This is a genomic window from Vreelandella lionensis (assembly GCF_044543515.1).
In the GTDB taxonomy this organism is placed as follows: domain Bacteria; phylum Pseudomonadota; class Gammaproteobacteria; order Pseudomonadales; family Halomonadaceae; genus Vreelandella; species Vreelandella lionensis.
In genome coordinates, this window is the sequence record NZ_JBITWC010000002.1 from 36,721 (window position 1) to 56,934 (window position 20,214).

Annotated in this window: 19 protein-coding genes; 4 read left to right on the plus strand and 15 right to left on the minus strand. The window is 52.8% G+C overall.

Going from position 1 to position 20,214, the window contains the following annotated elements; translation table 11 throughout:
* Window positions 1-196 precede the first annotated feature (196 nt).
* Both ACIGG6_RS01155 and ACIGG6_RS01160 read left to right on the plus strand, forming a co-directional pair.
* Window positions 197-1,399, plus strand: coding sequence for a tyrosine-type recombinase/integrase (locus tag ACIGG6_RS01155; protein ID WP_399841413.1), 1,203 nt, complete (start codon window positions 197-199; stop codon window positions 1,397-1,399).
* A gap of 38 nt (window positions 1,400-1,437) precedes the next feature.
* Window positions 1,438-1,854, plus strand: coding sequence for a SufE family protein (locus ACIGG6_RS01160; RefSeq protein WP_399841416.1), 417 nt, complete (start codon window positions 1,438-1,440; stop codon window positions 1,852-1,854).
* 3 nt (window positions 1,855-1,857) lie between these two features.
* On the opposite strand, the gene yidD is transcribed toward ACIGG6_RS01160, so the two are convergent.
* The 6 genes from yidD to ACIGG6_RS01190 are packed head-to-tail and all read right to left on the minus strand — an operon-like array spanning window position 1,858 to window position 6,534.
* Window positions 1,858-2,133, minus strand: a complete 276-nt coding sequence (gene yidD, locus ACIGG6_RS01165) for a membrane protein insertion efficiency factor YidD (RefSeq protein ID WP_399841646.1) — start codon at window positions 2,131-2,133, stop codon at window positions 1,858-1,860.
* A 53-nt stretch (window positions 2,134-2,186) separates the two neighbouring features.
* The gene (hisI, locus tag ACIGG6_RS01170) at window positions 2,187-2,660 is read right to left on the minus strand and encodes a phosphoribosyl-AMP cyclohydrolase (RefSeq protein WP_399841419.1); all 474 of its coding nucleotides are present in this window, start codon (window positions 2,658-2,660) and stop codon (window positions 2,187-2,189) included.
* The gene (locus tag ACIGG6_RS01175; RefSeq protein WP_044629111.1) at window positions 2,660-3,109 is read right to left on the minus strand and encodes a transcriptional repressor; all 450 of its coding nucleotides are present in this window, start codon (window positions 3,107-3,109) and stop codon (window positions 2,660-2,662) included. Before ACIGG6_RS01175 ends, hisI begins: the two co-directional genes overlap by 1 nt.
* A gap of 31 nt (window positions 3,110-3,140) precedes the next feature.
* Window positions 3,141-4,139, minus strand: a complete 999-nt coding sequence (locus tag ACIGG6_RS01180) for an alpha-L-glutamate ligase-like protein (protein ID WP_399841422.1) — start codon at window positions 4,137-4,139, stop codon at window positions 3,141-3,143.
* A complete protein-coding gene (locus tag ACIGG6_RS01185; RefSeq protein WP_083025869.1) occupies window positions 4,136-5,659 on the minus strand; it encodes an inactive transglutaminase family protein in 1,524 nt (507 codons plus the stop codon). The genes ACIGG6_RS01180 and ACIGG6_RS01185 overlap by 4 nt, the downstream gene beginning before the upstream one ends.
* A gap of 38 nt (window positions 5,660-5,697) precedes the next feature.
* On the minus strand, window positions 5,698-6,534 hold the full coding sequence (locus ACIGG6_RS01190) for an ATP-dependent zinc protease (RefSeq protein WP_399841425.1): 837 nt from the start codon (window positions 6,532-6,534) through the stop codon (window positions 5,698-5,700).
* A 225-nt stretch (window positions 6,535-6,759) separates the two neighbouring features.
* Here ACIGG6_RS01190 and ACIGG6_RS01195 point away from each other — a divergent pair, with 225 nt between their 5' ends.
* Window positions 6,760-7,308: a DUF3833 domain-containing protein gene (locus ACIGG6_RS01195; protein WP_399841427.1), complete on the plus strand. Its 549-nt coding sequence runs from the start codon at window positions 6,760-6,762 to the stop codon at window positions 7,306-7,308.
* 85 nt (window positions 7,309-7,393) lie between these two features.
* Here the strand turns inward: ACIGG6_RS01195 and ACIGG6_RS01200 are convergent, their stop codons facing one another.
* From ACIGG6_RS01200 to gorA, 4 genes are all read right to left on the minus strand, one after another.
* The gene (locus ACIGG6_RS01200; protein ID WP_044629107.1) at window positions 7,394-7,789 is read right to left on the minus strand and encodes an ectoine synthase; all 396 of its coding nucleotides are present in this window, start codon (window positions 7,787-7,789) and stop codon (window positions 7,394-7,396) included.
* An 89-nt stretch (window positions 7,790-7,878) separates the two neighbouring features.
* Window positions 7,879-9,147 (minus strand): diaminobutyrate--2-oxoglutarate transaminase, encoded by a 1,269-nt coding sequence (ectB, locus tag ACIGG6_RS01205; protein WP_253503092.1) that lies wholly within the window; start codon window positions 9,145-9,147, stop codon window positions 7,879-7,881.
* Between the two features lie 87 nt (window positions 9,148-9,234).
* Entirely contained in the window at window positions 9,235-9,813 is a 579-nt protein-coding gene (gene ectA / locus ACIGG6_RS01210) for a diaminobutyrate acetyltransferase (RefSeq protein WP_062359677.1), read from the minus strand.
* Between the two features lie 231 nt (window positions 9,814-10,044).
* On the minus strand, window positions 10,045-11,427 hold the full coding sequence (gorA, locus tag ACIGG6_RS01215) for a glutathione-disulfide reductase (RefSeq protein ID WP_253503098.1): 1,383 nt from the start codon (window positions 11,425-11,427) through the stop codon (window positions 10,045-10,047).
* Window positions 11,428-11,590: 163 nt separating this feature from the next.
* On the opposite strand from gorA, the gene can reads away from it, so the two are divergent.
* The gene (gene can / locus ACIGG6_RS01220; RefSeq protein WP_083025882.1) at window positions 11,591-12,238 is read left to right on the plus strand and encodes a carbonate dehydratase; all 648 of its coding nucleotides are present in this window, start codon (window positions 11,591-11,593) and stop codon (window positions 12,236-12,238) included.
* A gap of 19 nt (window positions 12,239-12,257) precedes the next feature.
* Here the strand turns inward: can and ACIGG6_RS01225 are convergent, their stop codons facing one another.
* The 5 genes from ACIGG6_RS01225 to ACIGG6_RS01245 all read right to left on the minus strand — a co-directional run bounded on the left by ACIGG6_RS01225 (window position 12,258) and on the right by ACIGG6_RS01245 (window position 20,213).
* Window positions 12,258-12,668 (minus strand): c-type cytochrome, encoded by a 411-nt coding sequence (locus ACIGG6_RS01225; protein ID WP_243470607.1) that lies wholly within the window; start codon window positions 12,666-12,668, stop codon window positions 12,258-12,260.
* Window positions 12,669-12,784: 116 nt separating this feature from the next.
* Window positions 12,785-13,402 (minus strand): peptide-methionine (S)-S-oxide reductase MsrA, encoded by a 618-nt coding sequence (gene msrA, locus ACIGG6_RS01230; RefSeq protein WP_044630059.1) that lies wholly within the window; start codon window positions 13,400-13,402, stop codon window positions 12,785-12,787.
* Window positions 13,403-13,418: 16 nt separating this feature from the next.
* Window positions 13,419-17,414, minus strand: coding sequence for an autotransporter assembly complex protein TamB (gene tamB, locus ACIGG6_RS01235; RefSeq protein WP_399841649.1), 3,996 nt, complete (start codon window positions 17,412-17,414; stop codon window positions 13,419-13,421).
* A 48-nt stretch (window positions 17,415-17,462) separates the two neighbouring features.
* Window positions 17,463-19,313, minus strand: coding sequence for an autotransporter assembly complex protein TamA (gene tamA / locus ACIGG6_RS01240; protein WP_399841434.1), 1,851 nt, complete (start codon window positions 19,311-19,313; stop codon window positions 17,463-17,465).
* 66 nt (window positions 19,314-19,379) lie between these two features.
* A complete protein-coding gene (locus tag ACIGG6_RS01245; RefSeq protein WP_399841436.1) occupies window positions 19,380-20,213 on the minus strand; it encodes a hypothetical protein in 834 nt (277 codons plus the stop codon).
* Window position 20,214 lies beyond the last annotated feature (1 nt).

The window sequence follows — 20,214 nt, forward strand, 5'->3', positions numbered from 1 at the left end:
GTCGTGGTTGTGTCTGAAAAATACAATAATTACGTAATACATAAAACGTAATATTATTTATTTTATAGTATATAAATTCAAGATTACCCCTATTATCTTGAATTTTATGAGGCGTAGCGCCACACTTAACCCATTGAATAACTAAGAAGGTAGCGCCACACTTAACCCATTGAATAACTAAGAAGAGAGCGCTGAAATGCCACCCGAAACGACACATAATGGCTTACGCAGCGGCGATAACTTCACTGCCATGCCAAGCTTGATAAAGGAGGAGCACTGGCCAACAAGCCAATCTGTCCTCGCGTCTACTCAGTACCCGCGAATCGAGGCGGAAAATGACTACCAAGCCGTGCGGCTATGGCTGGCGGAGTACCGTGACAGCCCGCAAACGCTAAAAAGCTACCGCCGAGAAGCGGAGAGACTGCTGCTTTGGCTGGTCAGCCAAGGGAAAGGCTTACGCGATATGAACCGCGAGGCGCTGCGCCAGTTTGAAGCTTTTCTAGAAGACCCTCAGCCGCGGGCGGCGTGGGTGGGGCCTTCAAAGCCAAGAGAGCATCCTGAGTGGCGGCCATTTAGAAACGGACTGTCGCCCGCTAGTCGCCGGCAGAGCTTGATTATTCTTCAGGGCTTATTTAGCTGGCTGGTAGAAGCAGGGTGGGTTAGGCATAACCCGTTTGTGCTGATGCGCGATAAAGCACGACGAATGAATAATCAGTCGCAGGCCATAGAGCGCTACCTGGAGCAACCGCTGTGGGCCTGGTTTTGGCAGTGGTTAAACCAGCCTTTGAGCAGTGATGATGCCCGCCTCATTTACGAGGATGCGCGCCGACGCTTCATCTTCAGCTTTGCTTATCTATTGGCGCCACGTATTAGTGAGATGGCCAGCGCCCAAATGGATGACTTTCATGAGGTGGAGGGGCGCTGGTGGTGGAGTGTGATAGGCAAGGGCAGTAAACAGGCTCGTATACCGGTGCCTGATGACATGCTGGAGAGTTTGAAAACATGGCGAGCAGCGCTGGGGCTAAAGGCATTACCAAGCCACGACGAGCCAGCGCCAATCATTCGTGCGCTGGATAAACGCCGAGGCATTAGCGATAACCAGCTTTACCGATTGATTAAGGAAACCTTTGCCAAGGCCGCTGATGTGCTCGAAGAGGAGGGCGGTAAGCCTGCGTATATGAATGCGCTTCGCCGAGCAACGCCTCACTGGCTGAGGCATACGGCGATCACTCATCAAGCCCAATCCGGCGTTAGCCTGCGCTACTTAGCGGAAAGCGCTCGCCATGCCAAGCTAGATACCACCAGCCGTTATTTGCACACCGAAGCCGATGAGTGGCATCAAGAGCAGCAGCGCCACCGCTTGAAAACGCCCCCAAAAACAGAGGCTGAAACGTTATAATAGCCGCGACTGTGATTCATCAACCCAAAGGATACGCCATGGCAACTTCAGGCGCAGAGCTAGCCCAACAGGAGCTGGTCGAAGAGTTTGAGATATTTGATAACTGGATGGACCGTTATCAATACATTATTGATATGGGAAAGCAGCTGCCTGACTTTCCGGAGGAGCGTCGTACTGAAGAGTTTAAAATCCAAGGCTGCCAATCCAACGTGTGGATGTGCCATGAACAGGCAGGAGACAAACTGGTGTTTAAGGCTACGTCGGATGCTGCCATCGTATCAGGGCTGATCGCCGTGTTGCTGCGTATCTACAGTGAGCGCACAGCCGAAGAGATCAATCAGACCGAGCCGCATTTCTTGAAAGATCTCGGGCTTGATAAGCATCTTTCACCCACGCGCAGTAACGGCCTGCACGCCATGTTAGAGCGTATCTATCAGGTGGCTAAGCAAGGATAAACGTTAGTGGCGGCAGGAGGTTGAGCGGCAATGCTCAGCAGGGCGGTCGTCATCTTCACGGCAGAGCGCTTCGCTGCGCCCACCGGGCACCGGATCCATGCCGCCTGGGCTACCTGGGTGGCATTTCACGATGCGTTTGGCAGCCATCCAGCCGCCTTTGAAAGGACCGTGCACCTGGATGGCCTCGATGGTATAGGAAGAGCAGCTTGGCCAGAAACGGCAGCGAGGGCCAAGCAGTGGGCTGATGGTGTATTGGTAAACGCGAATACAGCCTACCATCACTGCTGCTAGTAGCTTAAGAAAAACCTGTTTAATGGCGAACAGCCAATTTTTCACGGCGCTTTTTTGCCGTATAGCGTGGCCGGATCAATCAGTGGCTCGCTGGTAATCTTGGCGCTGTCTGCACCGAGCGACACATAAAAGCAGCTGCGACGGCCGGTATGGCACGCGGGACCAGTTTGCTCCACCTGAACCAGCAGCGTATCCCCATCGCAATCTAGCGCTGCGCTTTTAAGGTGCTGTTGCTGGCCAGATGTCTCACCTTTGCGCCATAGCTTTTGGCGCGAGCGTGAGAAGTAGCAAACTCGCTGCGTTGTTAACGTCTCTTCCAGGGCTTCTCGGTTCATCCACGCCATCATCAGTACTTCGCCCGTATCATGTTGCTGGGCAATGGCGGGAATCAGGCCGTCTTCATTAAAGCGAACAGCATCTAGTAGCGTTGCAAGCTTGGGCAGGGAGGCTGTTGTGGTCGCTGACTCTAACGCTTTAAAAAGCTGTTGAGGGGCGAGGTCATCAAATTGGGACATTAGGCATTACTCACGGATCGGCATGCTTGGCATAAGCCCTGAAGCTCAATCGTTTGGCGCTCAACGTTAAAGCCTTGTCGCTGGGCCAGGGCGGCAAGCTGATCGCTAATTTCATCAAGGTGCAGCTCTTCGACGTAACCGCACTGGCGACAGATGAGTAGCTGGAAGCCATGGGCGTGCTCCGGGCATGCGCAGGCCACATAGGCATTTTGCGATTCAATGCGATGCACCAGCCCCTGCTCAATCAGAAATTCCAGCGCACGATAGACAGTAGGCGGGCGGGCAGCGGCATGCTCAGTGGAAAGCTGATCCAGCAGATCATATGCTTTGAGGCCGCCACCGTTTTCTGCGATAAGCTCAAGTACCCGGCGGCGTATCGGGGTAAACCGAACGCCGCGCGTGTGACACTGAGATTCTGCTTGCTGCAATAGCGTATTCGCTTCAGTCATTAGATAACTCGTTGAACGTCTCGCGTGTAGTCTACGCCGTTGCCGAGGGTGTGTCAGGGTTATCGACCAGCTCGCTTTTACGCGCAAAATGGTGCTGGGCGAACGCTACGCGCTTAGCCACCGGCACGTTATCAGGCTGACGCTCAATCAAGTCCAGCCGGCGACGCAGTCCCTCACCGTTGGTCATTTGAATTGCCAAGCCGGGGCGGGCGTTGAGCTCCAGTAGCATTGGCCCGTGTTTACGGTCCAACACCATATCGGTCCCCAGGTAGCCAAGGCCGGTCATCTCGTAGCAGCCCGCCGCCAGATGAAGGAGAGTTTCCCACTGGGGCACGACAAGGCTTGCCAGGTCATGCCCCGTATCGGGGTGGCTATAGCAAGGGCGGTCAAACTGCACACCCCGTAGCGCTGCTCCAGTGGCGATATTCAAGCCAACCCCGACAGCCCCTTGGTGAAGGTTAGCTTTACCATCGGATGCCGCCGTGGAGAGGCGCATCATAGCCATCACCGGGTAGCCCTTGAATACAATCACGCGAATATCAGGTACGCCTTCGTAGGTATACTCCAGCAGGCTTTCATCAAAATTGATCAGCGTTTCGATCACGGCCACGTCTGGCGAACCACCTAGGGAGTAGAGCCCCGAGAGGAGGTTAGAAACATGGCGCTCTATGTCACTAATCGTCAGGCTGGCACCACTGGGTTTGTAGAAAAGGCCATTTTCTACCTTTTCAATAACAAGAATACCCTTACCACCACTCCCTTTGGCCGGTTTGACAACAAAGCCCTGATGGCCGTCAAGCATGTCACTCATATGCTTAACGCCAAACTGCGTCGTCACCGTACCGATGAGTTCGGGCGTGGTAATGCCATACTGCTGAGCCAGCAGCTTTGTTTTGAGCTTGTCATCCACTAGAGGATATAACCGGCGCGCATTGTACCGGCCAATATAACGAATATTACGCCGGTTCATGCCCACAATGCCTTTATCCCGAAGGCGGGTCGGCCACGTCCAGTTTTTTAGCCAGCTCATGAAGGCTTCTCATCTTCGGTAATGGGTTTGAAACGACGAAGTTCCAGCAGGCGATAGCCCGTGTAATTACCCAATAGCAGAATAAAGGCCATCAAAATGAGCTGCACACCCAAGAAGTTGAACGTGATGTGGCGTACCCACGGGTTATTCATTGCAAGGAATGCCAACACCGCTGTTAGCAGGCTGCCACCGCCCTGTACCAATACCTGTTTGGGACCTTCTTCTTCCCAAAGGATCGACATCCGCTCAATGGTCCACGCCAAGATGATCATCGGGAAGAACGTCACCGTTAACCCGGCGCTCAAGCCCATGCGGTAGGCCAGCACGGTAAAGATCGAGATAATGGCAATGACCGTAATAATGACCGCCGAGACCCTCGCGACTAAGAGCAAATTGAGGTACGAGAGATAGTTACGGATAATTAAGCCAACCGCCACGATGAGCAGGAAACCAATCAAGCCGGTCAGTAGGGTAGTTTGAATAAACGCCAGAGCAATCAGTACCGGCATAAAAGTGCCTGACGTTTTCACACCCACGAGTACGCGCAGGAATACAACCACTAGCGCACCGATCGGGATCAACAGGATCGTCTGGAATAGCGCCTGCTCTTCCAGCGGCAGGCTGTGAATCGAGAAGTTTAGCAGCGTGTCGTCGGAGTAGTGGTTACGCACCGCCGCCGAAGCAGGCTGGTAGTGGGTTAGCATTGAGAAGGAAACACGGGAATTCGTGCCACCTTGAACCTCAAGCACCGCACGACCGCCGGTTTCCCATAACAGCAAGTTTTCGGGTTGACCCTGTTCGCCGGTCGCTGGGTTAAACAGCGTCCACTCTTCAGCAGTTTGGTCAAACACCTGAATCCAACTGCTGAGGGTTTGACGGCGACGACCATCTTCCAGCAGTAAGCCGCTTACTTCTCTGGCCTGCACGCCTGCTTGATTCAGCAAGCGCACAATCAGAGCTGACGGTTGCATTTGGGTTAGCAGCAGGCGCGCATTTTCTCCCTGACGCTCTCCATTAATATCGAGAATTAACTCGCGGGCAAACGTAGCGTTATTGGCGCTACGATCCCAAGCACGATCAATTAGCTGGCTAGCGGCCGTATCGTAGGGGCTTTCCCAGGGAGTAACGGCAGGGATGCCGGGCGGCGTTTGTATGGGAGCGCGAGAGTCAGGTGATACCAGCATCTGAACGGAGTAATAGAGCTGCTGGCTGCCCGCCGCTTCACGGATGGTCCACTGCGCCTGCCGGCCCAGTTCATCTGCCTGGTAAGCCAGCCCATAGCCAGAAGATGCCGTGTTTTCGGTCAATACACGGAATCCTGCCTGGTGGGATGGCAGCGCTAGATCGACCTGTACCGGGCCATTTTGAGCGTTGAAGTTAATAACCGCTTCAATTTCCCATACTTGGCGCTGCTCGCCTGGAAACCAGGGAATCTCAAACTGCAAATGGCGATGCACGCTGGCGACGATGCCAACCAGCAGCAGCAATCCGACGATAAAATAAAATGGCAACCGTGACATGGTGATTCCTTTCAGCGTAAAGCGGCAGGGGAGTGATATTACTCTTCAGTATCGTCTTGATCGGCCGCTTCATCGTCAGCCGCTTCTTCAGAGGGCGCGCCACCCGGGAATTCAGGGCGGTCGTGCAGATATGTTTCGGCCACATCGATGGTAGCAATATCCATCATAAAACGGCGGCCAAGCAGTACCGGATAATCCAGATGCGAGCGGTCGTTCAGAGTGAACTCGACGTTTTCACGAATTGGCCCTAAAGTCATCAACAGTGAAATTACCGGGCGGGACTCTTCGCCAGATGCTTGGATGATTTTAACGCGGCGTTCAATAGGCGCCTCAATCCACTCGTCGCGAATCTGCTCTACGACCACGTCATCTTCGTTCAGTGCCAGCTTAAAGCGCACCCAGTCTTCACCATCACGCTCAAAGCGAGTGATTTCGGAAGCAGATAAGGATGAAGTATTGGCTCCTGAATCGACCCGCGCCTTTAAATAGGTGCCAATGCTAGGCAGGCCCACCCATTCGCTGCGGCCAAGCAGTGTTTTATTATCTTCGGGTTCTTCAACACGGCACTCTTCGCGAATAATGACGGGTTCTTCGCTACGCGCTTCCAAACTGGCAACTTCTTGACGTAAATGGCGCAGCAGGCTGCCCACCTCACGAACATCTGCCGTCAGTACCTGCTGCTGGCTGAGCTGCTGCTCATTGAACGCGGTAGAGGCGTCGCACTGCTGGGACAGTGATGTCTCAAGCTCAAGGATGCGGGTATTAAAAGACGCCTCGCTTAACGGCGGTGGCTCATTTGACTCTGGCTGTGTCACTGCGCAGCCTGCAAACGACATCGACAAACCGGCCATTAGCCATAAAACACCTGAGCGCATAACGAGGGATATCCTTGGACAATAAGAGCACGAATGATAAGGAGAAGGGTGACCGCTTGTCCAACATGGCAGCGGTTTTTCATCCGTCTAGTTTAGCTGATTTAACATAATATATATTATGCGAACTCAGCTGGTTAGTTGCTTGAGCAAATAAAGCCTATTACCTAGCAAAATTTTCTCCTACAATAACTATACTTATAAGAGAAAGTATATAGGAATTTCCCAATGAACAGCATGCGTCAACGATTTTTGGCTTTCTCATTGTTTTCCACTCTTGTCCTACTCGCTGGCTGTGCCAACGTCAAAATTGAGGAGTATGCTGACACTTCTCCCCGGCTGGATATCGCGGAATACTTTACGGGGGAAACCCGCGCTTGGGGTATGGTACAAGACTACTCTGGCAAAGTGCAGCGTCGCTTTACAGTTGATATTACAGGCACCTACGAAGGCGATACGCTCACTCTGGATGAAGCCTTTGTCTTTGCCGATGGAGAAACTGACCAGCGCGTTTGGGAGTTTGAGCGCGTTGACGAGCATCACTGGATTGGCACCGCTAACGATGTTGAAGGCCAAGTAGATGCTCGGCAATACGGCCATGCCTTCCATATGCGCTACCCGCTCGATATTGATGTAGGTGGGCGTCTATTAAGTTTCACCATGGATGACTGGATGTACCTGCAGCCGGATGGTCGGCTGATCAATCGCACCGCCATGCGCAAGTTTGGCGTTACCCTGGGTGAGATTACGCTGGTGTTTGAACAGGTGGAAGAGTAAACGGCAAACGTTGAACCATCACTTAGCAAAAAAGCAGCCTAGCAAAATGCTAGGCTGCTTTCATACGGGCTAACCACAGTAGTGCTTAGTCGTCTGCCGCTGCGTAGGAACCGTCTTCACGATGGACTTCGTTACCAGTGATTGGCGGAGTAAAGACACAAGCTACGGTCATGCCTTTTTCCTTGCCGCGCAGCAGGTGCTCATCGTGTTGGTCCAGCAGGTAGATATCGCCCGCCTTGATCGGCCAGATTTTGCCGTCGGCCAGGGTCTCCACCTCGCCTTCACCTTCATAACAAAATACCGCTTCATAGTGGTTTTTGTAATGAATGTGTGTCTCAGTGCCAGGAAAAATGCGGGTGATATGGAAAGAGAAACCTGCATTATCGTTGGCCAGAACAAGGCGCGTGCTGTCCCAATTACCGTTTTCAGCAGTGACCAGGCGATCTGTTTTACGTGCTTCTTCGAGATTACGAACGATCATAAACGTGCTCCGTTTCGTGGCAGCCAGCTGTTGGCTGCCTATTCCTGTAAGGGACGTAATGGCGTGTGACGATTTAGCGTAACGCTAAACTATGCCTTAATAACAGACTTAACTGACGCTTCAAGGATATCTAAGGCTTTCAGCAGATCTTCATCCGGAATGGTTAGCGGACAAAGGCACTTGACCACTTCACCATCCTGACCACTGGTTTCGATGATGAGGCCGTGCTCAAACGCATGGCTGGTGATCTTATCGGCGATATCGCCAGATACCACGTCAATACCGCGCATCAGACCACGGCCACGCTCGGTCGCCGGCATGCCATTTTCAGTCAGCATAGCGGCTAGTTTTTGGAAGCGCTCTTCGACGATACGCGCTTTACGCTGAACATCACGTGCAAAGGTGTCGTTAGACCAATACTTTTTCATCGCTGCGGTCGCCGTCACCATCGCTAAGTTAAAGCCACGGAACGTACCGTTATACTGGCCAGGCTTCCACTTATCGAGTTCAGGACGCATCAACACATGTGCAAACGGTAAACCGAAGCCTGAGAGCGATTTCGAATTAGTGACAATGTCTGGCGTAATGCCTGCATGCTCGAAGCTGAAGAATTTACCCGTGCGACCACAGCCTGCCTGGATATCATCCACAATGAGAAGGATATCATGCGCATGACAGATACTTTCTAGGCGCTTGAGCCAATCCAGGCCAGCGACGTTGATACCACCCTCGCCTTGCACAGTTTCAACGATCACGCCTGCGGGGATATCCAAGCCGCCTGACTTATCGTTTAAGAGCTTTTCAAAATAGTCCAGTGTGTCGGCGTGCTCACCCATATAGCCATCAAATGGCAGGAAGCTTGCGCCTTGCGTGGGGATGCCCCCCGTCGCCTCGCGGAACTTACGGTTACCGGTGGTTGCCAGGGCGCCCATGGTCACACCGTGGAAGCCGTTGGTGAAGGTCACAATGTTATGGCGACCTTTAGCAACACGGGCCAGACGGATGGCCGCTTCCACTGCGTTAGTACCGGTTGGTCCCGGCAGGTGGACTTTATAATCGAGTCCACGAGGTTTCAGAATGACGTTCTCAAGGGTTTCCAGGTAGTCACGCTTAGCGCTTGTCCACATATCTAAGCCATGAACCACCCCATCACTGGAGAGATAGTCAATCATCGCTTCTTTTAGATGCGGATTGTTATGACCGTAGTTCAGCGTGCCAGCACCGGCGAGAAAATCAATATATTCACGACCATTCTCATCGGTCAGCCGCGCATTCTGTGCCTTGGTAAAGACAACAGGAAACGAGCGTGAATAGGTACGAACATTGGATTCCATGCGTTCGAGTGTTTGGGTCTGCATTAGCGACCTCCTTATCAAGTATGTGAGCTAAGCGAGTTAAAACAGCTAGGGCAACACGAGCGGGAAAACGATCTATCGAGACGGCCTTTAGATGTGGTCCGTCTGGAATGGCCCGATACGTACTAGGTTTTCCGGGTCGTGCTCTCCTCCAAGCTGTTCGGTAGAAAAGTATTCACGGCTGTTCAAAGGTGCCTGCCATCGTGCAGCTAGGCGACGGAACAACCCCCACGATGCTTGGTTGTCAGGAGTGATCGTGGTTTCTAAGTGGTGAACGTCGTCAAGTTCAGGGCGCGACATAATCGCTTCCACCAGACGGCGTGCCAGACCTGTGCCCCGGGCTTTTTCACCTACGGCGACTTGCCATAAAAAATAGGTGTCAGGGGCATTATCTTTGACATAACCGGATACAAAACCAACTACTTCACCCTCTTCGTTGGTAGCCACAGCACAGGTATCGCGGAACTGAGTTGCTAGCAGCAGATAAGCGTAGGCTGAATTTACATCGAGCGGCGGGCACGCTTTGATGAGTTCGTAGATCCCCCAACCATCATCAGCATTAGGCTTACGAATAAAAAGCGGCATTTCGGCATGGCCTACCACGGCATCAGCAACGGTTGGGCGAGCCAGCTCGGCAGAAGGTGTAAAAGGCTTAATAGGCGTACTCATGGTTATGCTTCGCTGTAGCGAATTTGAGGATCATTATAACAGCTGATTATGAGCAATTCAAAAACCATATTATTCATCCCCGCATTTTCTATAATTTTTGGTTATCAAACGAGCATTACGTACTCTAGCATCAAGTTTCTGGGCGCTACCATCAGAGTTTAGATCAGTGATACCGATGCGCGAGACAAAAAAGGCGAGCCGAAGCTCGCCTTTAGTCGTTGATCAATAACGTTAATAGCGTGCGGGGGTTCGCATGGTGACAAACTCTTCGGCCCCAGTGGGGTGAATGCCTACCGTACGGTCGAAATCTTCTTTGGTAAGGCCTGCTCGAACGGCGATGGCAATACCCTGAATAAGCTCGCCTGCTTCTTCACCTACCATGTGAGCACCGACAACAACATCGCTGGCGTCATCGACAATCAGTTTCATCAACATGCGCTCCTGGCTACCGGAAAGCGTGTGCTTCATGGCTCTGAAATCAGTGCGGTAGACCCGTATTTTGGAAAACTTCTCCCTAGCCGCCTCTTCAGATAAGCCTACCGTACCGATATTGGGATGACAGAAAACGGCAGTAGGAATGGTGTCATAGTCCAATGGCCTAGGCGTTTTTTTATGGAAGTGAATATCCACCAGTTGCATCGCCTCTGCCAGGGCGACCGGCGTTAATTCAGGCCCAGCGATTAGGTCACCCAAAGCTAGTATTGAAGGAACCTGCGTCTCATAACGCTCATTCACGGGCAGCTTGCCTTCGCTGTTTAGCTCAATCCCCAGTACATCGATACCCAGGCCGCTTGTATTCGCCTTGCGCCCAGTTGCGGCAAGCACCGCATCCACTTCTAAGGTTTCTCCAGTGGTTAGCTCAACCTGCAGAGCACCCTCTTTCCGTTCAATGCGGGCAATGTTGGCAGAGAAATGGAGGTTAACGCCCTTTTTGGCCATTTCATCACACGTGAACTCGCGAACTTCCTGGTCAAACCCTTTTAAAAGCAGGTCGCCTCGATAAATCAGATGTGTCTCGCTGCCCAATCCGTTAAAAATACTGGCGAACTCGACGGCAATATAGCCACCACCCAGTACTAAAAACCTTTCAGGAAAGCTATCTAAGTCAAATACTTGGTTAGAGGTTAAGGTAAGATCGCTCCCTGGAAACTCGGGTACCCAGGGCCAACCGCCTGTCGCGAGTAAGATTTTTTCGGCGCTGACGCTCACTTCGCCATCTGCATTGGTTAGTGTCACTGTGTGCGGGTCAACAACGCGGGCCCGAGCATTAAACAACGTTACCCCTGCGCCTTCTAGCATGCGCTGGTAGATGCCGTTAAGCCGTTTTATTTCGCTGGTTTTATTATCTCTTAACGTAGGCCAATCGAAGGTTGCTGGTGAGGCCAGCTGCCAGCCAAAACCTGCCGCATCATCAAAGCTGTCATGAAAATGAGCAGCATACGAGTATAGCTTTTTGGGTACACAGCCCACGTTGACACAAGTACCGCCTAAATAGCGATCTTCCGCAACAGCAACGCGTGCGCCGGTAGCTGCTGCCATACGTGCCGCGCGAACCCCACCTGAGCCCGCTCCAATTACAAATAAATCGAAGTCATATGCAGCATCCGCTGACATGGTTATCTCCTATCCACTGCCGTGCTTACCCTCTGCTAAGGTAAGCGCTAAGATTGACCTTCTGTGCAAGGGGGGTTAAAACGCCCTACCTTGTAACAAAAATGCTGCTGCGCTACGCATGGACTCCCTCAACCCCTGAATAATGTTATCTCACGGAGATTCGATGTCTGATCAAATTGCTACGCTGCTGGATAATAATCGCGTTTGGGCTGAACGGATGTGTGAAGAGGATCCGGACTATTTCAAACGCCTTTCTAGCCAGCAAAACCCCGACTATCTATGGATTGGCTGTTCGGACAGCCGTGTACCGGCTAACCAGATTATTGCGCTACCACCGGGTGAAGTCTTTGTACACCGTAACGTGGCTAACTTGTTGCATCACACCGATATGAATGCCCTATCGGTTGTGCAGTACGCGGTGGACGTTCTTAAAGTCAGCCATATCATGATTGTTGGCCACTACGGATGCGGTGGTATCAAGGCTGCTGTCACCGGTGGCGAGTGCGGCATTGTCGATTACTGGCTGCACTCAGTACGCGAACAGTACAACCGCCACCGCGACACGCTAGAGCATCTGCCCATGGAAGATCAGATTGATCGCATGTGTGAGCTAAATGTGAAAGCCCAGGTCAACAGCCTGTGTCGAACTAAAATTCTGCAGCGTGCCTGGCAGCGAGGCCAAGCAATTTCAGTGCATGGCTGGGTTTATGGCCTAAGCGATGGCCGCGTTAAAGACTTAAACTGCACCATCAGTGGCCTGGAGCAAGTGGCGACCCTTTATCGTATTGATCGCGTGCAACCAAGCGACTGATGTAAGCGCTTCGCCTGCCCTAATCGTAACGGTAGGCGCGGTGACAGCTGCGGCAGCTTAACCCAACCTCTGAAAAAGCGCGTGTGGCTGCCCGGTAATCTTCTTGCTCTGCTGCTTCCACAAGCGTGGACACCTTTTGCTCTAAGTCCGTGAAGCCCGTCGCAAATTGATCCCATTCTTCCCAGATCTCTGGTTTCGCATCTGAACCTCGCCCATGGGTACCTGCGATAAACGCAGGTAAAAAATGTGCTTGCGTCGCTTTTTCTTGCAGCTCAGCTAGTCGGGGGGCGGCACCTTGAGCATCTTGATTATTCACTAGGTCAAAGCGCAGCTGCCTCAACAGGCGCTCTAAATCTTTCAACTCATCCTGTCGCCAGATGACCGCTTCACGCTCGCTAGCAAAGGGCGTCTCGTCAACAGATTGCGGCATTGCCGGGGCTGCTTGCTCAGCGTGAGCCCCTATACTGAATAAGCCTAACACCGCAGCAGCTATCGTAGCCTGCGTAAGACGTTGGGGTTGCAAACAACGAAGCATCTTTTCGCCCCTCAGCCAATCGGACACGTGACACCCGTACCTTTCAAGCCACAGTAACCGCCTGGATTTTTATCTAAATACTGCTGATGATACGCCTCGGCATAATAGAAAACGTCAAGCGGCTTAATTTCCGTCGTGATACGGCCTCTATCGGCACGCTGCAGCGCCTCTTGGAAAGCTTCTGCACTCTTCTGAGCAGCGGCAAGCTGTGCCTCTGTAGTCGTGAAAATGGCCGAGCGATACTGGCTGCCAATATCGTTACCCTGACGGTTTCCTTGGGTGGGGTCGTGTTGTTCCCAAAAGATTTGCAGTAAATTTTCAAGGCTTACCTTTTTCGGATCATAAACCACTCTGACCACTTCGGTATGCCCTGTTAAGCCTGTACAAGTCTCTTTGTACGTTGGATTGGGCGTGATGCCCCCAGCATAGCCTGCTGCCGTCACATACACCCCCGGCTGCTGCCAAAACAGCCGTTCTACCCCCCAGAAGCACCCCATACCCAACACAATTTCCTCATAACCTTCAGGAAACGGTGGGTGTATAGAGTGTCCGGTAATGGTATGAAGGTCGCTGGTCTCAATGGGGGTATCGCGCCCTTCTGGTGCTTGCTGTTTCGTAAATAGCGTCATAACACCCTCTTCTATTCTATTGCTGCGGATAAATATAAGGATCGCCTGAGCGCGTGAACGTATAAATTAGGTCAACGGCTTGGTTAGCACCAGACACCGCCTGTAGATACAGGTTCCGCCATAGCGTATAGCGTAAGGTTAGTTCTGCAATTGGAGAGAAAATACCTACGCCATAGCTAATGCGAAGATCATCAGACAGTTGGCCACTCACCGCTACCTGACTGTCGTCACCCGCCCCAGTGGTATCAAGTGTCAGGTCATCAATCCCAAACGCTTCCCCGATAGAGCCAACGGCCCCACCGGTGCGGCCAAGGGACATACCAATGAGCGCAGTGGTTAGTGCGCTATCAACACCACCACCTGAAGCATCCGGCGCGCGGCCGCGTAGCAAATACGATAGCGCACGGGTCTCGTCCATCGCGGGCTCTGAAAAGATCAACACATTGGGCTGTTCGGCATTGCCTGTTACGCGCAGCCCCGCAATCACATCATCTTCGGTGACATCCGGGTTGCGGATGGCCTCAAAATCTAGCACCGGCAAGCCCGGAGGACCACTAAAGATCAGTTGACCACGACGAATCAACAGATCTTGCCCGAATGCCTGGAAACGACCATTTACTAAGTTGACGTCGCCAAACAGCTGAAGTGCTCCGCTATCCTGACGAATCTCCAGGCTACCGCCCAGTCCTGACTCCAGGCCATAGGCGGAAATTTGCATATCGCGCCCAAGATTCAGTGTAATCAGCACATCCAGAGCCATACCGGTGTCTGCCAGTTCATCAGCTGCACTGGGATCATTCCCAGCCTCTGCCGCAAGACGTGCTTGTCGTTCAGCCTCACGATCATCGCGCTCGGTAATGATAATTTCATCCGGGCTTGGCGATGTTGCTGACGAAGGTAGATCACCCACCTCTAAGCGAGCCCAGGGAAGATCCACATTGCCCCGTACCTGCAGACGCTCTGGGGTAATACGAATGCGAATATCTGGCGCGGCTTCCAGGCGACCGAACTGCGGTAATACCACCAGCAAAGGCTCTTGAGTTGCGTTTAGGTCTATGCCTATACGCCACGCTTCATCGGTAGGCCAATAAGCGTTACCGCTAATCGAAAGCCGGCCTCGCTCGGCAGCGAGAAAACCGTCTATATTTCCCTCTTCGCCATCAAAGGCTACCGCCAGCTCGCCATCCACAATAGTAATGGGAATATCGGGCCCGCTAATACGCAGGCTGCGTAAGGCTAGTTCACCCTGTAAATCAGGCTGGCTTGTGGTGCCACCAATTTGCACGATGCCATTTAAGCCGCCTTCAAGCTCATCCATACCCACCACCATAGGGCGATAGGGAGCTAACGTGATGTTATTTGCCCGTAGCTGGCCATCAAGCGCTCCCTGACCCAATGGGTCGTTTACCGCTAGATTAAGCGTAAGCTCACCTGCTTCCGACAGAGCAAGCAGTACATCCGCTTGGGCCTGTGCTTGATTGGCTTCAATTTTCGCATCCAGATTAATAGTGGGAAGCTCTACTGGCTGACCGTAATCATTGACTGCCGTGATGGCTAACTCACTGAGCAGCTGAAGATTGGCTTGCCACTGCGCGCCTCCCTGCTCCCAGTTGGCTACTAGATCCGCCGTGGTGTCACCTTCAAAGCTCCACTCCTCTGGCAAGAAAGGTTCCAGCATCTCCATGGGTACTTCGCGAACACTCAGCACTGCACGCCCTTGGTCGGCTGACGCGGCAATGGGCTCTTCAGAGCATACGAGGCCACCCTGCAACCGACGCAGGCAGAAAGGTGTTAAGCGCGCCTGGCCGTTAGCAAGGTTGTAAGTGATATCCAGCGGCGCTTCCAAGCGAATGTCCCCCGCTTCTGAATCAACTTCCAGCGGGGTTAATCGCGCCTGATACTGTTGAGCCTGCTGGTTAAAGCGCCCGTCTAAGGCCAAATTAGCTTGGCTCAGAACGTTATCGGCTTCACCTGTGGTGCTGAGTTGCAAGGCATGCTCGGAAAGTCGCCCGGTGAGGTCAAGGGCGACCGACGCTAGCGCTTGCCCACCTGCATTAACGCCTTGCAAATCCAGTTCGATATTGAGATCGGGGTCGTCAAGACCCTCGACATTACCCGATAGAGAGAGCGCAGTTAGCCTATTTTCAGCAAAGCGTAAACTGCGACCATTCAGCTCTACTACCACTTCTGGCCGGGAGAAACTGCCTTGGGCTTGAATATCACCGGTTAATGTCCCTGCTAGATCAGGATGTAAGCTTTGGAGCTGATTCAGCGCGATATTGGCCTCAAGAGACATCGCCTCTTGGCTGAGTTGTCCTGATGCCGTTAGACGGTTATCACCTTGGGTAAAGAGCAGCTCTTCAATATCAACTTCCAGTTCGCTGTTAGCCTCAAGAGAAGCTTGGAGCGTGAGTGGGTACTCCTGTAGCCGCCCCTGGATATCTAGCTCCGGCAGGCTAATGTCCCAGCGTTCGCCGCGCTGGCGTACGCTGGCGACGATATCGCCACTTAGATTGCCAGCTAGCTGTGGAACAAACAGCGATGGATCTACATTATCCAAGCGCACGTTGGTATCGACCTCAATCGCTTCTTCCCAGCTTACCCGGCCCTCGCTGCTAAGCGCACTATCATTAATAGTGAGGGTGAGAGGTGACCAATGGAAAGAGGCTAAATCGCCCTCTCCACTCAAACGGATGGCGGTGGCAGGCACTTGTGGGCCTTCGGCATTCGTTTCAAGCGTTACTTGATAGGCCTCCAGGCTGCCGTTGACACCAAGGCTAAGGTTTTCCAGCACGTAGCTCTCAGCTGTAGTGACAGGTTCTTCCGATGACGCCTCTGGAATCTCGCTGTTGTCAACTAGCGGCCACTGCAAACGGTCGCTCTCTAGTTGCGCTTCAAATGGGAGCGTGGGAGCTAACGCATCTACTTGCGCAGTCAATGACGCATTAACGGGCCCGGTTGCGTTGAGATTCGCGGTCAGGTCAGCAAGGCTACCAGAAAGATTCAGTGCCACCTGCTCACCGCTAAGTGCTGGGAATAATTCGGGTAGCCATAGTTCTGCACGAATCGCAGCATCCAGTGGGTAGTCGCCGCTTAGAGTGACATTGGCAGATAAGGTGGCGTCAGCATCAGGTATGGCAAGCTCCAGAGTGCTTAGCGTTATGTCGCTGCCCTCGGCCCGAGCTTCTACAAGCAGTCGCTCAACCTGATACTCAGCAGCGCCACTTATTGTTACGTCAGTGACTAACAGTGATGCCAGCTCTACGTTAATCGGCAGCTGAATCTCGGGAAGCGTAAGCCGCTCACGCTCGCTAAGGGCAATAGCCTCATTGTCAGCCGCAGGCTTCGCCGGCTGAGCTAGCTGAATAGCGCCGTCTATACCGGCGGCGTTTAGCGGTGTATCTATCTTTTGCGTCAACAGCACGCCGGGAGATGGCGGCAAGTAGAGAGATAGCTCTTCCAGTATGGTGGATGCGATAGTGACTTGCTGCTGCTCGGCGGTTATGGAAGTAGCAAATGCTTCCCAGCCCACTTGTGTACCGTCGGCCAGCGTCAGCTGTACGTTATTGAGAGCGATATCGCGCAGTTCAATCGGAAACGGCAGATAAATGCTGAACGGTGCATTGCTTTCCTGTGGCGGCTCCTCGGTTGCTGAGCTTTCAGCTAAGCGAATATCTGCACCCTCAACGCGTAGCGTGTCTAAGCATAACTGACCGGATAGCAAGCAATCTTCTGCCCAGGCAAGCTCAAAATCCGCTAGCGTAATTTGAGTGCCACCAACAGCCATTTGAAAGCCTTGCAGACGAAAGCTGTCCAGTAGCGCGCCCTCTTGCTGCTCGTAGGTGAAAAAACCACGCTGTTCACCTTGGGAAAACAGCTGCCCGGTTCCCCAGGGGGAGAGCGCCACCCCGGCAACTAAGGCAATTAACCCAAACAGCCATAACGGCAATACGATGATAAGGCGTAACAGGCTCCAGAACGCTAACCAAGTACGGCGCTTAGGTGAGAGCATCTGACGGTTTTGGGGCGCTTTTGAATCAACCTTAGCCAAAGAGCTCTCCTAGAATTCTGGACCAATCGAAAAGTGCACGCGGAAAGCGTCGTCGATATCAAAGGGATGTGCGATGTCGAAACGTATCGGGCCGACGGGAGACACCCAGCGCACGCCCACGCCCGCGCCTGTTTTAAGGCCAGTCGGGCCCCAATTATCGAACGCATCCCCTGTATCAATAAAGGTGGCGCCCCACCAGTCTCCCGTAACACGACGCTGATACTCTAATGTGGAGGTCAGCATTTGTTGGCCGCCACGTAAGCGACCTTCTTCATTACGCGGTGACAAGCTCTCGTAGGAGTAACCGCGTACGCTGCGATCACCGCCTGCGAAGAAACGCAGCGATGGCGGAAGCTTGTCAAAGTCACCGGTCTCGATAGCGCCAATGCTTAATCGAGCTAAAAAGCGGTTGTCATTGCCGATGGTGCGAATCCATTCGGTATCGCCGGTTAGCCGGGTGAATTTGGCGTCAGACCCCCAGGCTCTGTCAGAGTACTCAATCGATAACTGCTGACGATCGCCCCACAGAGGAAAACGTTGAGGCCGAGTGCGGGTTCGCGACCACTGAATCCCTGGATAAAACAGCCAAACCTCATCAGCTTGGCCGCCTTGGGTAAAGTCTTCATACGTCGTGCGGAAGTAGAGCGTTTGTACCCAACGGTTCTCAAATTCCCAACGCCGAGCCACTTCTACGGTGCCTTCCAAGGATTTTGTGTCGCCATCGTCAATATTGCGCACGCCATACTGCAGGCGGTAGTTATCCCGTATCGGGTCCTCTAGCGGAATATTGTATACCCCCGTAAAACGCTGCTCAGGGGCAGAAAGATAGAGATCATGATCCAGACTGTGACCAAACCGGTTGATCCATGGCTGCTGCCAGCCAAAACGCAGGCGTGGGCCTACATCTGTGGCATAACCTATACCTACCTCAAACTGGTGGCGATCTGCCGGCTCGACACTGACATCGATGGGCAAGCGGGTATCGTCACGGCTATTAATACTGAGAGCACTGGCAAGCGCTGCACTACTTACTCTAGAGCGTTCAGGCTGCGATGCAGTGGCTTCGTTCCACCAGGGCGACCCTCCGCTCGGCGGAGCGATTGTCAATTCTTGAGCTGTTTCCAGCCGGGGCCGTACGGAGACAGAACTAAACCATCCTGTTTCAGCTAAACGCTGATTATAGCGGGCCAGGGATTCCGCTAGGTAAGGCTCACCAGCACGAAACGTCTGCATTTGTCGCAGCCGCTCAGGTTCAATATGGCTGCCCGTAATAAATGTATCGCCAAAGTGATAGCGTGGCCCGCTATCAAAGGTCATATAGAGGCGAGCGCTTTCCAAGTAAGGGCGCACTTCCATCCGTCGATCTGAAAAGCCCCAGTCGAAGTAGCCCCGCTCAATAGCTAGACCGGCAAACTGGCTACGTAGGCTGTCCCAGGGGGCATGACGCAGCGGTTCCCCCTGCTTTAAAGGAAAATCATCAAGCGCGTCTTGGAAAGGGGGGTCATTGTTCGCATCCCCTGTAATACTGATGTCGAGTACTTCAATCACTACCTGAGGCCCTGATTCAATACGCACGGCGATGGGCGACTGATCTAGCTCGACAGTAATATCAGGTTCGTAATAGCCATATACTCGCATGGCTTCTTGCGTGCGCTGGCGTATTTCACCTTCCAAGCGGGCATCGGTGTACTGGTCGGCCTCAATATTTTCTAAATAGGCCTCAATATTAACTAGCACACGCCCATCAACACCGCTGATGTCTGCTTCAAGGGCCCAAGAGACCGATGAAGCAGATATCAGCGGCGGCACCAGTAAATACGCCACTTGTTTGGCCGTAGGCCACCGCCGTTGTCTTCCCATACCGTTATATCCCTAACCCTATCACCGGCTTAGTGGCTTGTTTATTCCACATCGTGATGCTGCTATTTAATTGCGCAGCATTTCCATCTGCGCACTAAAGGCTAGCTGCGCCTGCCGGACCTGCCGTAAGTCGCTCTCAAGCGTGTTTAAGCGCTGGGTCCACTGCGCTTCCAGCGCTGTTAATTCAGCTTGGCTAGCAGGCTCTTCTTGAGTATTGACTTCAGCGACAGTAGAAGAGAGCTGCGTTAACTGCTGCTCGACATTTTCCCGCCAGATACTCAACTGCTCTTCAGTAGCGGTTCGGTCGCTGGCTACCTGGCGCTCCATGGTATCGAGCCGCTGGTTGATGACCCCCTCTAAATGAGTAACCTCCTCCACTAAATTTTGCCTACCAGAGGTACCCGCTTGCTCTAAGGCATCTAGCGATGTCCGAATAGCGGCTAGCTGGCTATCACGAAGGGCTGCTTGCTCCTGAAATTGCTCGAATCGTTGTGAAAATGTCTCAAGCGCCTCATTTGATACAAGCTCTTCATTTTCTGTGAGAAGCCCATAGAGCTCTTCACGCGTATTAGTCAATGCCACAGCCAGCTGCTCCTGCTCTTGGAACAGAGTGGACATCTGAGCTTGTACAAAGGTTATCGCATCTTTGACCTCTGTGTCATCGGAGTCGAGCCTTGCATGAAGATTAGACACCTCACCACTCACACGATGCACTTCTGCTAGCAACCTCTCTCTTTCGTACCAAACCCCTGCTGCTGCTGCGCCTAATAGCAACATCAACAGAATCAATACGAGCCAAAGCGGCCATAATCGCGGCCCCCTGCGATGGCGTAAGTGTTGTGCTGTCAGGCTTTGATCCACGTCGGGAACAATACGCTGAGATGAAGTGGCATCGGACATA

Coding starts and splice junctions, on each gene's coding strand:
- ectB (WP_253503092.1), bottom strand. CDS start 9,147: ATGCAGACCCAAACACTCGAACGCATGGAATCCAATGTTCGTACCTAT.
- ACIGG6_RS01155 (WP_399841413.1), top strand. CDS start 197: ATGCCACCCGAAACGACACATAATGGCTTACGCAGCGGCGATAACTTC.
- ACIGG6_RS01225 (WP_243470607.1), bottom strand. CDS start 12,668: ATGCCGCAATCTGTTGACGAGACGCCCTTTGCTAGCGAGCGTGAAGCG.
- ACIGG6_RS01190 (WP_399841425.1), bottom strand. CDS start 6,534: ATGCGCTCAGGTGTTTTATGGCTAATGGCCGGTTTGTCGATGTCGTTT.
- tamA (WP_399841434.1), bottom strand. CDS start 19,313: ATGGGAAGACAACGGCGGTGGCCTACGGCCAAACAAGTGGCGTATTTA.
- can (WP_083025882.1), top strand. CDS start 11,591: ATGTCTGATCAAATTGCTACGCTGCTGGATAATAATCGCGTTTGGGCT.
- ACIGG6_RS01195 (WP_399841427.1), top strand. CDS start 6,760: ATGAACAGCATGCGTCAACGATTTTTGGCTTTCTCATTGTTTTCCACT.
- ACIGG6_RS01200 (WP_044629107.1), bottom strand. CDS start 7,789: ATGATCGTTCGTAATCTCGAAGAAGCACGTAAAACAGATCGCCTGGTC.
- ectA (WP_062359677.1), bottom strand. CDS start 9,813: ATGAGTACGCCTATTAAGCCTTTTACACCTTCTGCCGAGCTGGCTCGC.
- ACIGG6_RS01185 (WP_083025869.1), bottom strand. CDS start 5,659: ATGTCACGGTTGCCATTTTATTTTATCGTCGGATTGCTGCTGCTGGTT.
- yidD (WP_399841646.1), bottom strand. CDS start 2,133: ATGGTAGGCTGTATTCGCGTTTACCAATACACCATCAGCCCACTGCTT.
- ACIGG6_RS01160 (WP_399841416.1), top strand. CDS start 1,438: ATGGCAACTTCAGGCGCAGAGCTAGCCCAACAGGAGCTGGTCGAAGAG.
- ACIGG6_RS01180 (WP_399841422.1), bottom strand. CDS start 4,139: ATGAGCTGGCTAAAAAACTGGACGTGGCCGACCCGCCTTCGGGATAAA.
- hisI (WP_399841419.1), bottom strand. CDS start 2,660: ATGTCCCAATTTGATGACCTCGCCCCTCAACAGCTTTTTAAAGCGTTA.
- gorA (WP_253503098.1), bottom strand. CDS start 11,427: ATGTCAGCGGATGCTGCATATGACTTCGATTTATTTGTAATTGGAGCG.
- ACIGG6_RS01175 (WP_044629111.1), bottom strand. CDS start 3,109: ATGACTGAAGCGAATACGCTATTGCAGCAAGCAGAATCTCAGTGTCAC.
- msrA (WP_044630059.1), bottom strand. CDS start 13,402: ATGACGCTATTTACGAAACAGCAAGCACCAGAAGGGCGCGATACCCCC.
- tamB (WP_399841649.1), bottom strand. CDS start 17,414: ATGCTCTCACCTAAGCGCCGTACTTGGTTAGCGTTCTGGAGCCTGTTA.
- ACIGG6_RS01245 (WP_399841436.1), bottom strand. CDS start 20,213: ATGTCCGATGCCACTTCATCTCAGCGTATTGTTCCCGACGTGGATCAA.